The 15352-nt window shown below is 51.4% G+C and carries 11 protein-coding genes; 3 read left to right on the forward strand and 8 right to left on the reverse strand.

Translation table 11 applies throughout. The features are described from left to right. Positions 1-15: 15 nt before the first annotated feature. Together AC0MA3_RS08815 and AC0MA3_RS08820 are read right to left on the reverse strand one after the other, a co-directional pair. Positions 16-786 carry an HAD family hydrolase gene (locus AC0MA3_RS08815; protein ID WP_474655889.1) on the reverse strand — a complete coding sequence of 257 codons (771 nt, stop codon included), beginning with the start codon at positions 784-786 and terminating at the stop codon, positions 16-18. A gap of 32 nt (positions 787-818) precedes the next feature. Further along, positions 819-1559: an alpha/beta hydrolase gene (locus tag AC0MA3_RS08820; RefSeq protein ID WP_474655890.1), complete on the reverse strand. Its 741-nt coding sequence runs from the start codon at positions 1557-1559 to the stop codon at positions 819-821. Between the two features lie 205 nt (positions 1560-1764). On the opposite strand from AC0MA3_RS08820, the gene AC0MA3_RS08825 reads away from it, so the two are divergent. Together AC0MA3_RS08825 and ilvD are read left to right on the forward strand one after the other, a co-directional pair. Beyond that, entirely contained in the window at positions 1765-2805 is a 1041-nt protein-coding gene (locus tag AC0MA3_RS08825) for an acyltransferase family protein (RefSeq protein ID WP_474655891.1), read from the forward strand. Positions 2806-3107: 302 nt separating this feature from the next. Then, positions 3108-4793 carry a dihydroxy-acid dehydratase gene (ilvD, locus tag AC0MA3_RS08830; protein ID WP_474655892.1) on the forward strand — a complete coding sequence of 562 codons (1686 nt, stop codon included), beginning with the start codon at positions 3108-3110 and terminating at the stop codon, positions 4791-4793. Between the two features lie 332 nt (positions 4794-5125). Here ilvD and AC0MA3_RS08835 read toward each other — a convergent pair whose 3' ends face one another. Next, positions 5126-6505 (reverse strand): polysaccharide deacetylase family protein, encoded by a 1380-nt coding sequence (locus AC0MA3_RS08835; protein ID WP_379160308.1) that lies wholly within the window; start codon positions 6503-6505, stop codon positions 5126-5128. A gap of 242 nt (positions 6506-6747) precedes the next feature. On the opposite strand from AC0MA3_RS08835, the gene AC0MA3_RS08840 reads away from it, so the two are divergent. Continuing rightward, complete coding sequence (locus tag AC0MA3_RS08840; protein ID WP_474655893.1) at positions 6748-7947, forward strand: AI-2E family transporter; 1200 nt, start codon at positions 6748-6750, stop codon at positions 7945-7947. Here the strand turns inward: AC0MA3_RS08840 and AC0MA3_RS08845 are convergent. The 5 genes from AC0MA3_RS08845 to AC0MA3_RS08865 form a co-directional block, all read right to left on the reverse strand. Beyond that, a complete protein-coding gene (locus AC0MA3_RS08845; protein ID WP_474655894.1) occupies positions 7908-9704 on the reverse strand; it encodes a peptidoglycan D,D-transpeptidase FtsI family protein in 1797 nt (598 codons plus the stop codon). The genes AC0MA3_RS08840 and AC0MA3_RS08845 overlap by 40 nt on opposite strands. Before the next feature lie 210 nt (positions 9705-9914). Continuing rightward, positions 9915-11981, reverse strand: coding sequence for a methyl-accepting chemotaxis protein (locus tag AC0MA3_RS08850; RefSeq protein ID WP_474655895.1), 2067 nt, complete (start codon positions 11979-11981; stop codon positions 9915-9917). A gap of 43 nt (positions 11982-12024) precedes the next feature. After that, on the reverse strand, positions 12025-12987 hold the full coding sequence (locus tag AC0MA3_RS08855) for an acetylxylan esterase (protein ID WP_379160291.1): 963 nt from the start codon (positions 12985-12987) through the stop codon (positions 12025-12027). Between the two features lie 467 nt (positions 12988-13454). Beyond that, positions 13455-14480, reverse strand: coding sequence for a glycoside hydrolase family 130 protein (locus tag AC0MA3_RS08860; RefSeq protein WP_474655896.1), 1026 nt, complete (start codon positions 14478-14480; stop codon positions 13455-13457). 33 nt (positions 14481-14513) lie between these two features. Then, complete coding sequence (locus AC0MA3_RS08865; RefSeq protein WP_474655897.1) at positions 14514-15347, reverse strand: carbohydrate ABC transporter permease; 834 nt, start codon at positions 15345-15347, stop codon at positions 14514-14516. Between the last annotated feature and the right edge of the window lie 5 nt (positions 15348-15352).

The raw sequence follows: 15352 nt of genomic DNA on the forward strand, positions 1-15352 counted from the left end.
CCTTCTATAGAAAGCTCAGATTGTGAGACGAAGCTGATGATAACCGGAGATAACGGTGTCCGCATCCAGTAAATAAGCAGTGCTCCCTTCTGGGGATATGCCAATGGACAACCGCAGGCCTGCTCCTCTGCCTAACTGCATGTCGGCATTGCTGTCGCCGATAATTACCGTCTCCGCAGGACGGAGGCCCAGCTCACGGCAGGCGGTCTCCGCCATTTCAGGCGCGGGTTTGCCATGGGTTACACGGTCTCTCGTAACCACAGTGTCAAAATAATCTGTGATTCCCATCCATTCCAACTGCTCCCTTGTAGTAGAGGAACCGTCGGAGGTTACTACTCCGAGCTTTAATGAAGCTGACGCACATTGCTGCAGGAAGGGCAATAATTCGGGCAAAGGCTGAGCGGATCTGCGGCGGCGCAGTTCATTCATGGCATCCTTGCCGATAGCGTTCACCCGGGACACAGCTTCGTTCCAGGGAATTCCTGCTGTATATAGCTGCCAGGCCAGAATCCCATTAGTCTCCTCTGCGGTAGCCATGGATAGCGGTCCGGCAGGGTCGTAGCCGATCACTTTCCCCCCGGCGTCATGGACTGTGCCCAGCACCTTAGCGATGTCTGAGCCAAGGCGGTTTTCTTTTCCAATAAGTATTAGTTGGTTCTCCAGCCCTTCCAGCATCAGATCAGCCCAGGTTCCCCAGGTAGCAAGAAGGTCAAGCAGGGTACCATCCTTATCGAACAATATACCCTTGCAAGGTACGACTAACTCATTTACATGCAGTACGGCCATTCTTCAGTTCCTTTCTACGGACAGAATAGAAGTTAACGCAGATTGCCCAGCCAATCCAGCAATGCCCGTGCTGTCAGAGTCTGCTGCTCATCCTCCGAAATGGTTGCTTCCCCGTCACCCTTCTGTTCTCCATAGCTTCCGAATTGGGCGTGATTTCCGCCTTTGACCGAATAATATACGGTATTGCTTGGCAGATAGGAACGTCCTTTATTGTAGTTTTCCTGATCCACCACTCCATCCTCCGTACCCAGTACCGACAAAACAGATAGGGTGGTATCCTTCAAACTGCCTTTCTCATCCGGATAGGAGGCCAGGAAATATACACCCTTCAGCTGGTCTGTATGCTCTACCGCAAAACGTGAAGCCATAACTCCTCCGAGCGAATGACCGCCAAGCACAAATGACTGTTTCGGATGAACACGGATGATCTCTTCAGCCGCACCGCTTTTGATTACAGCGAGATTCAGCGGCATTTTGGCGATGTAGAACGGATGGCCTGCAGCAGCGATTTTTTGGGCCAGAGGAGCATAGGCCTCCGCTTCAACCAGGGCACCCGGATAGAAAATCACGGCCGTGCCGAGCGTAACGGAAGGCTCAAACGAAATCCAGTTATCATTCCGTTCCACACGGACGCCGCCTGCGGACACCAGTGCATGCTCAGCCCTTATTTCCGCCGTGTAAGGTGTCAGATATCTCCATACTCCAAGACCCGCTGCGACCAGAAGCACAAAAATCCCAAAAAGTACGCGGCGCTTGGTTAATATTTTCCTCAATGATGTTCACTCCCGATTACTGCATACAGAAAATTATAGAGGAATCCATGAAATCAAACAACCTTCAAGACATCGCCACAAATATCCGCTATAATAGCGCTTACTATACATAGAGTTGTGATGTATTTCACAATTGTTTGGCCTGAAATCTTGTATTTTAAAATTAAAGTAATTGGCTGAATGCAACCCTATTGGAGGTTAGGTCATGTCAGGGGAAAGTTCACTTACAGCACGCGGAGAAACCTTTTTTCTCAACTTGCGCTTCATGCTGATTGTCACCGTATTTGCCGGCAATGCGATTGAGCCTCTGATTGGCACACTGAGCGGAATGCACAGCCTATATCTGTGGATTTTCAGCTTTCATATGCCGCTGTTCGTACTCGTAACGGGCTATTTCTCTAGAAAAAGTCTCACTGGAGCCCCTGGCCGCAAGGTTCTGCTGCAGATAGGACTACAATATCTTATATTTCAGACTCTATATTCAGCGCTGGACGTCTCCCTCTTCCACGTATCCAATATCCACCATTCCTTCTTCGCTCCTTATCTGCTGCTGTGGTTCCTGGCCAGTCACGCCTGCTGGCGTCTGTTGATGCTTGGGATGGGCAAATGGAGTAAAGCCGCACAAATTATATTCGCTGTTTCTGCCGGGATCGCGGTGGGTTATCTGCAGCTTGACGGTGTCTGGTTCAGTATCAGCCGTACCTTTGTATATCTGCCGTTTTTCGTCATCGGCTATCATTTCTCCTTCGAGGCGTTGGCCCGTATCTATACCAAAACTGTCAAAATCGCCGCCGCTGCCGCTTCTGTTCTGCTGCTTCTGGCTTTGGGAACACTCGGCTCCAGAATCCCGCTGGGCTGGCTGTACGACAGCATGACCTATATGCAGCTTGATGCTCCTGAATGGTATGCGGGGGTATACCGGCTGGGAATGTATGGGCTGCAGCTTAGCGCCTCTCTCGCTTTTCTCGGATGGGTGCCTTACCGGCTGAGCCGGCTGACGGACTGGGGCCGCCGCACCCTCTATGTCTTCCTGCTGCACGGATTTGTGATCCGTCTCGCTGCCGTGTCCGGGATATATAGTCATCTTGGCAATGCCGCCGGAGCTGCCATTGTCTTGCTCAGCGCGGTCTCCTTCACGGTGCTGCTGGCGCAGCCCGCTGTCAAGCGCCTGCTTCATCCTCTGGTTGAACCTTCTGTGGACTGGGTGATTACCCTGCAGCGCGCCGCTCTACGCCGTTCACTGTAACAACATTCCAAATCAGCCTGTCCCTTCCGGGATGGGCTTTTTCCGCGTTCTGTAAGGGGGGCGCCTCTCGACAAACTTCACATTGTCCGGTAGAAAAATGAGGTCTTTTGTGATAGACTCTCTAATAACGTTCGTAGTATATCCGCTTATATTTTATAGAAACGGCTTCGCCCTTCTTCTGTTATATGCAAGAAGCTGGACCCCGTTCCTTCTATAAACCGCAGATTCGCAGCGTTTGGGATTGCAATGCGTTAATGCGACACCATATCCGGTTCACATCTAAATTAGGAGGGAATATCATCATGGCAGACAAGAAAATGCGTTCAGACATGATCAAAAAAGGCTTTGACCGCGCTCCGCACCGTAGTCTTCTGCGGGCAGCCGGCGTAAAAGAGGAGGATTTCGGCAAGCCGTTTATCGCGGTCTGCAACTCCTACATCGATATCGTTCCCGGCCACGTGCATTTGCAGGAATTCGGCAAAATCGTCAAGGAAGCGATCCGTGAAGCCGGTGGTGTTCCTTTTGAATTCAATACAATCGGTGTCGATGATGGTATCGCCATGGGACATATCGGGATGCGTTATTCCCTGCCAAGCCGCGAGATTATCGCCGACTCCCTGGAAACTGTAGTGTCCGCACACTGGTTCGACGGCATGGTCTGCATTCCCAACTGTGATAAAATCACCCCGGGCATGATGATGGGCGCCCTGCGCGTGAATATCCCGACGATCTTTGTCAGTGGCGGTCCAATGAAGGCAGGGGTAGACAGCAAAGGTAAAAAGCTCTCCCTCACTTCCGTATTCGAAGGTGTCGGTGCTCACCAGGTCGGCAAGATCAACGATGCTGAACTCCTCGAACTTGAACAATATGGCTGTCCAACCTGCGGCTCCTGTTCCGGGATGTTCACCGCGAACTCCATGAACTGTCTGGCTGAAGCGATGGGCCTCGCCCTTCCGGGCAACGGTACGATCCTCGCCGTAGCTGAAGAGCGCAGAGCCTTCGTACGCAAATCAGCGACTCAGCTGATGGAGCTGATCAAGCTGGATCTGAAACCGCGTGATATCGTAACCAAGGAGTCACTCGACAATGCCTTTGCACTGGATATGGCAATGGGCGGCTCTACTAATACCGTGCTTCACACACTGGCACTGGCTCAGGAAGCTGAAATTGACTATCCGCTGGAGCGTATCAACGAGGTAGCCAACCGCGTTCCTTACCTGGCCAAGCTGGCTCCGGCATCCGATATCTTCATCGAAGATGTGGACCGGGCAGGCGGCGTCAGTGCCGTGCTGAACGAGCTTTTGAAGAAACCGGGTGCGATCTTCGGGGATTGTATGACCGTTACCGGCAAAACACTGGCCGAAAATGTTACCGGGCATGAAATCCAGGATACAAGTGTTATTCATAAGCTGGATAATCCTTATTCCGAAGTAGGCGGCCTGTCTGTCCTCTACGGCAACCTCGCTCCTGAAGGCTCCATTATTAAAGTCGGTGCTGTGGATGCTTCTGTAGGCGGCTACCATAAAGGACCTGCCATCTGCTTCGATTCGCAGGAAGAAGCGCTTGAAGGTATTGCCAACGGCAAAGTCAAGGAAGGTCACGTGGTTGTTATCCGTTATGAAGGTCCGAAGGGCGGACCGGGCATGCCGGAAATGCTTGCTCCAACCTCCCAGATCGTCGGCATGGGTCTTGGCGCCAAGGTGGGCCTAATCACCGATGGCCGCTTCTCTGGTGCATCGCGCGGCATCAGTATCGGCCACATCTCGCCGGAGGCGGCAGAAGGCGGACCGATCGCTTTTGTAGAAGATGGAGATATCATCGAGCTGGACCTCAACAACCGCAAGATCGAGCTGCTGGTCGATGAAGAAGTGCTGGCCACCCGCCGCACCGGCTGGAAAGGCTTTGAACCAAAGGTGAAAACAGGTTACCTGGCCCGCTACTCCAAGCTGGTTACCAATGCCAGCAAGGGCGGCGTGCTGAAGATCTAACAGGCGCTGGGCAATATGCACAGCACCGCTAATCTTCCAGTGTAGAAGCACGAAGAATAGGAAGTTCATGTGCTCCCACGATCTCCTGGCTGAGACACAGGTCAGAAGAACAACGGCAATTCCCTTATAGCTCCGCGACAACGGTGAGTATACCGTTGTTGCGGAGCTTTTTTATTTTGATGGACTAAACAATGGCGTACATTACCTCTCATTTTGCCAATTTGCCTTCGCCGAGTTCAAAGTTACTTTCTCCATGAAATCTCATACATAATCAAAAAAACTCCCGTGACTATATCAGTCACAGGAGTCTGTATGATTCCATTTCACTATTGTTAGTGCACAACCGTAGCCGCCGGAAGCTCGGCTTCCAGGCTCAAGTCTTCTTCCCTTACCCGCTCACGCGGCTTCACTTGTTTCTGCGGACGCTGCTGATTCATCTGGTCCAGCAGTTGGGAGATAGGCATCAGCATCATTTTGGGAACCAGTACCTCGCTCCGTTCCTTGAGTCTGGCGCCGCCTGCAGGATGGATGACACTCAGGAGAATACTCAGGTAGAATTTGGTTGACCGGGCAAACCAGCCGTTTGGCAGATCCAGCACCATGAACCCGAATTTCTCCGGCCCGCGATTAATCATACTGACACCATACAGCGCTTTTGCTTCGGCCAGGTCTACATCCGCAGCAATTCGCTGCGCAAGCACCGGCAGATCCTTCTCCATACGGCGGATCATACGGATCGCCAGCTGAGCCGAGGAACGGGAATGTACACCCAGCTCGAACAACTGCTTGTTGTCGATATGCAGCTCTATCACCTTGTCGCCTTTACTTAGGAGTTCCCCGCCTTCCATCTGCACAGGTCCACCCTGATATTTGCGTATACGGTAATGCAGGAATGGATCTGCCGGAGAGATGGTCTTCAGCCGGAACATTAGCTGGAAAAGCTGTTCCCAGGCCAGCCACAGGCCGACAATCAGTCTTTTGCCAAAAGAAAGCTGCTGAATGGGAGAGCTCTGCCCCCTCTTGATCATCTCGTCAATCCGTATACTGCGCAGTCCGCGCCGCTCCGCCTCCTGAAGCATCCGTTCCAGAGCAATCAGCATATGTTCAGGTGCTTTGGGGTCCGCACCCAGTGTGGTGCCGCAGTCATGCAGCAGCATGACCTCCCCCGGATTCAGCTTGCTGATCAGCTTCTCCGTCAACCGGTCCGCGCCAAGCTTCTCTTTCCAATCACCGAACATGGCAGACCACAGTACGATCTGCACCTGGCGGCGCTTGGAGAAATCAAACAAATTGACGATTCCCCAGGGCGGACGGTAGTATGTACTCCGTTCACCCGTAATATTGTAAATAATTTCGTCGGTGAGCTGGATTTGGCGTTTCACGGTATGTGGACGCATCAGCCAGTTAGTCTTGTGCACATAATTGTGAATCCCGATCAGATGCCCTTCCTCGTGCATGCGCTTGATGATCTCCGGGTTCTGCTCCGCATGTGAACCCACTACAAAAAAGGTGGCTTTAGCCCCGTAACGCTTCAGTAAATCAAGCAAAATCGGAGTATACTGCGCATCCGGACCATCATCAAAGGTAAGGGCGAATTCGCTGCGACCGGTCCCTTTTCGAAAGACACGATATCCAAATATCCGGCTGATCATACCAGGGATAAATGCATAGAAGGATGAAATGTAGAATAACCAGAGCAGCAAAGTCTGCATATAAATTCCCCGCTTTTCCAGAGTTGACTTTGGCTCGCCTATACGTCTGCAAGCAGATTCTGTGATACGGCCAAGTAGGTGATGTATGTCTCGCGGTTTTTAAGTAGGCAGAGTCCCACAAAAAAACGTTACCCCCTATTTTAACACAGGTATCAAAGAAATAGACGCTTTTTTGTTAAAATCGTGTACAATGAATTCAAGCCAAATTTGTAAATATATCTAAAAAGGAGTCGTTTATACCTATGCTGCCCCTGTACAAAAAATATTGGCGCACCTTCTTCGATGTCGGTTTAGTCGTGCTGACCGTGTATCTTGTAATGCTTGCTTTCAGTATGCTTTACCGTTTGGCCGCCCCTGTGTTCTTATCCTTTTTTGTATTCCTGCTGATCGAGCCGCTGGCCCGTTTCCTAAACCGCCGGGGAATGGCCAAACCGTTCGCCTCCGCCATCTCGGTGATCCTCTTCCTGATTGTCCTGCTTGGCGTTTTATTCGGTGCTGGACTTCTCATTACGATGCAAGCGCTCCAGTTCCAGGATGATCTGCCCCGGTATACATACATAGTCCAGCAGCAGTTTGCTGAGACAACTACCTATTTACAGCATAAAGTGGATGCGTTACCGCCGGATCTTACGGACAAAATTAACGGTTATTTCAAAGAAGCGACCAATGTGCTTTCAGGCTGGCTGGTCATCTTTCTAAAGTATATGATCGGCGTCCTTGGCTCGTTCTCATCATTTATGGCCAATTTCGGCATTGCAATTATTTTGGCGTTTTTCCTGAGCATGGAGATTAAAGACTGGCGCAAAGTTGCGCATGATAAAATGCCGAAGACGTTCAAGACCGCTTTCGCCTTTTTGCAGGGAAATGTCTTCAAAGCGATCGGCTCTTATCTCAAGGCTCAACTGATTCTGATCAGCATTACCTTCGCTATTGTGCTTATCGGACTCTTCATTCTGCGAAGCGGAAATGAAATCACCATGGCACTGGTCTGTGCCGTGTTCGATGTGCTGCCGCTGCTCGGCGTGTCGACGATTCTGATTCCCTGGATTGTATATCTGTTCATTATCGGGAATACCACGCTTGCCATCGGCCTGCTTGTGCTGCTCGCGGTAGTGCTGATTGTGCGGCAGCTGCTGGAGCCCAAGATTACAGGCAATTCCATCGGTGTATCCTCGGCATTCCTCATGCTATCATTTGTAATTCTGTCCAGCTCTCTCTTCGGGTTCGCCGGCCTGATTCTCTCGCCGATTCTGCTTATTCTGCTCAAGGAGCTGCTCCAGCAGGGTTATCTCCAGCGCTGGATCTTCCTGCCGCAAGAAGAGTTTATCGTCTCACCGTTTGCTGCGACCGGTGAGCCTTCGACACCGGGAGGAGCTGCGGTCTCAGGTGAAGCGGGAGGGGCTCAGGCTCCCTCAGATTCTGACAACAGCTCAAATACCTGACCGAACAGTGTGGTGGCGGCATGCGGACTCCCCGGTGCCACATCCTCTATCATAGCGGATACAGCATATCTGGGATGGCCGACCGGCCCATACCCAATGAACCATTGGTTATTGCGGGATAATCCCTTCACCGATGTCTGTGCCGTCCCTGACTTGCCTGCTACGGGCCATTTCGTGCCCAGCAGGCTTTTTCCCGTTCCCTCTGTTACAACCTTGCGCATCAGGGAGAGGAGCACATGGGCTGTAGACGGAGAGATCCTGCCCTGCGGAGCAGGAGACAAATGCGTGGGCAGCTCCTGGAGGGTCTGTCCATTAGCAAAGACCACCCGCTGCAGAATGCGTGGTGCCCGGACTTCGCCTCCATGCAGCAGCGTGACTAGCAGGTTGGCTGCCTGCAGCGGTGTAACCCGGACATCACGCTGGCCGATTGCTGTCTGCACTCTGGCCCCGCCATCATCCGTCAGCAGGGTGCTGAATATGGTTCCCGGCTGCTCCCCGGACAACGGACGGAGCAGGGGAAGGCCAAGCGTATTCTCCGCTTGCCAGCTGATATCCCTGCCCAGCCCCAGTGCAAGGGCTGCGGACTCCATTTGCACCCCGTTCAGCCGCTCAGCCAGGGAAGCAAATACTGTATTACAAGACACGGCGAATCCCTCTGCCATGGTAAGCGAGCCGTGTCCATTGCCCTTTCGGCAGGCCAGTCCGTACTTTCCGTAATGTCCAGAGCAATGGAACCTCTCTTCAGGAGAGGTCACTCCGGCTTCCAGTGCTGCAGCAGCGGTGACTATCTTGAAGATCGAGCCAGGCACTGCTGCCTGGAGCGCCCGGTTGTTCCACTCTCCGCCCTCGGGCGAGATGCGTCCCGGATTATAGAAGGGGAATGATACCATGGCCTCAATATCCCCGTTATTCGTATCCAGTACAACTACTGCACCCGCCTTAATTCCAGATTTCATAACCAACTGCTCAATACCTTCCTGGAGCTGCTTATCAATCGTTGTATATAAGGATAACGGATAATACGGATTTCCAGGTGCCCTCACCCGAAGAGGGTTACCCGGAAGACGGTTCCCGCGGGCATCCACCTGGGCATATACTTCGGTATGACCCACCCCCTGCAGCAGCGGTTCCAGTGTCTTCTCCAGCCCGTCGGTTCCCGTCATTGGAATTCTTAAACCTGTTGTGGATTGCTCCATCTGGGCTTCCGTAGCCTCTGACATGTACCCCAGCCACTGGCGCCCTGACTCTTCCCCTTCATATCGGCGGACAAAGGGAAGTGCCCGCACACCGTCGATGGCAAGAGAATCCACCGCTTGAGCTTGCCCTGGGGTAAGCTCAAGTGGATTTTTCCCGCTGCCGGAAGGCCAGAGCAGCGGTTCTTTCAGTCCCTTACGCTTTGCCTGAAGCTGCTCATAGGTCACACCAAGCACAGTGGCAAGACGCTGGAGCTGCTTCTTACCGGCTACACTGTTCTCAGCAGCTTTAGCTTCCTCCTGCGGAAAAAAAGCCGCGGTCCACACCGTTTCACCCGCCAGCGGCTGGCCGTTGCGGTCATACAAACGGCCACGGCCGCTGTCCAGCACCATCTCCCGCTCACTCTGAATTGCCGCCATTTGAGCCATAGAGTATTCTGCCCCCGGAACCTTACGGTCCTTCAACAGCAGTTGGACCCATGCAAGCCTCAGAATCAGCATCCCTACCAGTGCACACAGGATGATTGAACTCCAAATCATACGTTTAGGACCAAGCTTGTACAAAACCATTCCTCCTGATGTTTGTTGACTCACTAAAAGTATCTTAGATTCTATTATGCCCACCTGACGGATTTATTACCTGAAGCGGCAGATCGCTCCAGCTAAGACTCCAGTATCATCTGCTTATAATGATCAAGCGGAACGTATGAATGATGCCCAAAGACGCCTCTTTCCGTTTGGAAAGAGGCGTCTTTGGGTTGAAGTATTCAGAGATTATACGTTGAACTTTGAGAGTCTTTCTTTTAGCATATTCGAGGAGTGTTCCAGTCTGCCGGAGAGGTCCACCAGATAATCGCTAACACTTTGCTGCTCCCCGCTTAGGGAAGCTACTTCCTGGGAGGCTGCAGAGGATTGCTCTGCAAAAGAGCTGACATTGCTTATCGTATCCGACAGCACGTGCTGGGATTGATTCAACCCGTCAATGGATGCTCCCACGGATTCCAGCCGTGTAATGAAGTGATTCATCTGACCCTGAACGGTCACAAAGATATCACTCGTGTTCCGGACTGAAATGGTCTGCTCCCCGAAAAGAGGTGCGACCTCCGACAGTGCTGCTACTGTCTCATTCATATCCGACATGATTTTGTCAGTAATATCAGCCACCATGGCAATGGAGCGCTTGGACTGTTCAGACAGCTGGCGGATTTCGTCAGCCACCACCGTGAATCCTTTACCTGCTTCACCAGCACGCGCGGCTTCTATTGAAGCGTTCAGCGACAGAATGTTGGTCTGCTGTGTAATGCTCTGCATGACATCCAGAACTTGGATCACCGAGGAAGCGGTATCCTTCAGTTCATTGACCTTCATGACAAGCTTATCCGTCATATCGCCTGTCATCTGTGTTTTGGTAAGCAGCTCCTGCAGCTTCCCGACACCTTCCTGACTGGAATGTCCCACATCATGTGCAGTGCTCTCCATCTCGTGTGCCGCAGCTATTACCACATCCATCCGCCCGGATATCTGCGCCGTCATCTCATTGCCGCGGTCTGCTTCCAGCGCAAGGCTTCCAGCTCCTCCGGCAATCTCTTCCATCGCCGTAGCAATATCTTTGGCCGATGCAGCTGTCTTTCGCGAAGCACTGCCCAGCGCATCCGCCGTTTCCATAACCTCACGTGCCGTCTCGTTGGTATGCACTACCAGCTCAGTAATCCGCTCCATCATCACATTAAAGGAACCGGATAGCTGACCGATTTCATCGCGGGAAGCCACTACCGTTCGTACCCGCAGGTCCCCTTCCGCTCCCTTGAACATCAGATCCCTCAGTCTGGAGAGTGGACGGGATACCATTCTGACCATCCACAAGCCGATCAGAATCGCAATGAGCGCAGCGGCTGCAACTGCAATATAAGTCGTGCTCAGAATGCGGCCTGCATCCTTAACCAGATTCTCTGAAGGCACAACACCAAGTACTCTCCAGCCCGAGCTCTGCAGGGTGCCATAGACCGCCAGAATCGATTTGCCTTTTTCGTCTTTGGTTGGCAAAGACCCCGAGGTTTCAGTCAATCCCTTGAACAAGGTGCCTCCCAAGCGAAGATATGAATCTGCCTGTTCCTGGGAAGAGGCTATCAGTTCGTCTTTGCTTGTAAGTAATTGGATGTAAGAATCCATTCCCAGGTTAACCTTCTTCAGATGCTTGTCCAATTCTCCTGTATTGATATCGGCAACAGCCATATATCCCGCTGCCCCTGAATCATCAGCGATGGATTTGGCTAAATGAAACACACCCGAAGTATTCCCCTTCTTCAGCCCTTCCGTAATCCACAAACTCTGCGGCTTCTCCTTCAGCTGCTTGAACCAGGAAGCTTTCCGGATCCCATCCATAAAAGCCTCATCCTTAGTTCCCGCCGCGGACACTGGAAGTTTCTCATTCAAAGGGATCAGATACACGGCCTGTACTCCAGTGACGGAATTCATCCAACGGTTCAATTCACTATTGATCTGTTCCGCCTGATTCTGCAGTCCTTCCTTGCTGTCAACGGTCGCAATCCCCTGGTTAACTGCATCCTGAATATCCCTACTGTAAAAAAGCTGACTCAGGCTGTCTTCAAAACGCATCATGATGACATCCAGCTTCTCAGCGGTTTGCTCGACGGTCTGTTGATTGGACGTCAAAGCATTGTTCTCAATGGTTTGTTTGGCAACAGAGTACGAGATGTACCCCAGAGATAATACAATCCCCATCGTCGCAATGAAAAACACGAGAAAGAGCCGCACCCCTAGCGACTTGGAGGGGCGCAGCCGAGTTAGAAATCCTTTACTGCCTGCTGCTGGTTTAACCACAAAAATCACCGCCAGATCTACAATATTCTTGTACGGTTTCCCGTTACAAGGTCATGAAGGTCTGTAACGTCCGATCAGAAAGATATGGAAGATACTCATGACCGTATTCATGATATACTAATAGATCTTTTGCTGCTGTGATTTTATTGTATGCGGCAAATTGTGTCGAAGGTGGACAGATTGTATCCACCAGTCCGGTTACCCATAGCACTTTAGCACGGATCCGGTCTGCCAGATTCTGAATGTCGATGTATCCGAGACGGTTAAAAACCTCTTCCTCCCGCTCATGATGCGGATCAAAAAAGCGGAAATAATAATTAATTTCCTCATAAGCGGAAGTTGTAATATCCAGCTCCCATGCCCGTTTGTAATCGGAAAGGAATGGATAGACCGGCACGGCCAGCTTAATCCTCGGTTCAAGGGCAGCACAGGCTACGGTAAGCCCGCCGCCTTGGGACAGGCCGAATGCGCCCACCCGCTCCGGGTCTACTTCCGGCATATTCATCAGAATCCGTGCCGATTGAGCGGTATCCAGAAATACGTTCCGGTAATACAGCTTGTCCGGATTCGGATCATCGATCCCACGGATGATGTGGCCGCGGATTGTTGTACCCTGAACCGTAAGGTTGTCTTCGGACAAGCCGCCCTGTCCGCGGCAATCCATAGCAAGTACACTGATGCCATGCGCCGCATAGGTGACCTTCTCCATCCAATCACCGCTATCGCAAGAATAGCCGTGGAACATAACCACACCAGGCCCTTTCGCCTGCTCCGTCTTTTTGGGTCTCACATATTTGCAGTGCACTTTGGCACCGCCTACTCCGGTAAAATACAGATGAAAACACTCCGCTAGCTCACTGGTGAATTCCGCAGGCACCAGTTCATAATCCAGAGTCTGGGCATCGAGGTCAGCCAGGGCACGATCCCAGAATGAATCGAAATCAGCAGGCTTCGGGCTGGAGCCTTCATAGGCTTTTAGTTGGGGCAGGGATCTTTCGGATGTCATAAGAAATCCTCCTTAGGGTTGGATTGAATTGTGTTGGCAAAAAGTGAGTGGAGGGGCGTGGGGAGTGTACGGCGTAACTGCGGGGAATGTTGGTTCCGATCGCTGTTGTTCCCGGATTTCCTGATTTGTACCGCTAGGCGGTAGAAATCCGGGAACTGCATATGCTTTCGAAGCGAGCTTTCCTTCGGAAAGCTTTCAGGCGAACGCTCCGCTTCTCCACTCAACATTCCCCTCCGTTACTCCCCACTCCCCCTCTCCACCACAGGGTTTGCAAGAACAAGTTAAATCCAATAAGTCGGATTTAACCTTTAAAAGCAAAACTTTAAGAGCAAAACTTTAAGACCTAAACCTTAGATCAAAACAAAATGAAAAACCCATTAAGCATGGGTTTTTAAGATCGTGCAGCAACGTGGCGGCCACGGAGGTGGCCGCCACTGGCTGCAAAGGCGTAGCTGCAAAGGCAATGTTTAGATCTTGCCCAAACCAGCATCGTCGCCGACTTCCTCATGGGTGTCGATCACATAGTTGACGATTTCTTCAACTGTGGTATAGGCAACACCTACATAGGTGTCAGCTGCGCCATAGTAAATGGCAATACGGCCGGTTTCAGCATCATTCAGGGTGGCGCAAGGGAAGAGCACGTTGTTCACGAAACCTCTTTCTTCGTACCATTCTTCCGGTGTAAGCACGAAGTTCTTGGAGCGGTATTTGACCTTGGATGGCTCATCCTTGTCCAAGATAACAGCACCCATGCTGTATACGAGACCGTTGCAGGTTCCGGTCACGCCGTGATAGAACATCAGCCAGCCTTCTGAAGTCTCGATCGGTGCTGGGCCGCCGCCGATTTTGGTGCTCTGCCACCAGCCCTGTCCGCCTTTGGTCATGACATGGCGGTGTTTGCCCCAATATACAAAGTCAGGGCTTTCGCTAAGGAATACATCACCAAAAGGTGTATGGCCGCTGTCGCTCGGACGGGACAGCATCACGAAGTTGCCGTTGATTTTTTTAGGGAACAGCACGCCATTGCGGTTGAACGGCAGGAACGGATTTTCCAGGCTGGTGAAGGTCTTGAAATCCTGGGTTTTGGCCACGCCGATCGCAGCTCCGTAGAAATCTGTGCACCAGATGATGTAATAAGTGTCTTCGACCTTAACGAGACGGGGATCATAGGCATAACGAGGCATATACGGATTGCCTGCTTCGTCGGTAAATTGAATCGGAGCATCATCGATTTTCCAATCCAGCCCGTCTACACTGTGGCCCATACGCAGATGAGGGCGGGTGGTGTTGTCTTCTACACGGAATACGCCCAGAAAACTTCCTTCATAGGCAATAACCGCACTGTTGAAAATACGGGCTACCCCTTTAGCAGGATTGCGTTTGATCACCGGGTTATCGCTGTGTCTCCATACCGGATTGTCATTGCCAGCCGGTCTGTCCTGCCAGGGTATATTCGGAATATTCTGACTTGCAATCAATTTAACTTCTTTCATAATGTAAATTCCCTCCAATAGCCTGTACAGGCTTTATTTTACCGACCCTTGGGCAAAACCGTTGTAAATATACTTCTGCAAAGCTATGAAAGCGATCAGGGTAGGAATAATAGCGATCATAATGGCGGCGCAGATAACCTCCCACTGTGAACCATACGGGCCTTTGAATTTGAACAGCGCGGTGGATACCACCTGCAGGCTGCTTTTTGGCATATAAAGGAAAGGAGTGTAGAAGTCATTGTAGATGTTCACGCCCTTTACAATAATCACAGTTACAATGGCCGGGCTCAGCAGCGGAAGAATAATTCTCCAGTAAATCGTCCAGTACGAGGCTCCGTCCAGCATTGCAGACTCATCGAGTGATTCGGAAATAGAGTCCAGGAATTGCATGAATATATAGACGGCGATAATATCCGTACCCAGGTACATCAGAATAGGTGCCCAGCGGGTGTTGAATAAATCCAGCGAGTTGATGATCTGGAAGGTGGCTACTTGAGTCGTAACTCCGGGAATCAGCGTTGCGAGCAGAAAAGCACCCATCAGCAGCTTGCTGCCTCTGAACCGGAACCGCGCCAGAATGTATGCCATCATCGAACCGGTAAGTGTAGCACCGGCAATAGATATGACTACTATAATAAGAGTATTCAAGAAGCCCAGGAGCATATTCCCGTCCACAAAAGCTTTGGTATAGTTGGCGAAATTCAGCCAGTTTTCCGGCAGGGTCAGCGGACCTGTTGACGCATATTCTTTATTCGTTTTTAATGAAGCAAAAAAGACGACGGCGATCGGAATCAGGGCCATCAGCGCTCCCAAAATCAAAGTGAGGTATTTGAAGAAAGAGGCTACGTTGTATTTTAGAGTATGCATAGTTC

The organism is Paenibacillus sp. LS-5, from assembly GCF_056121505.1.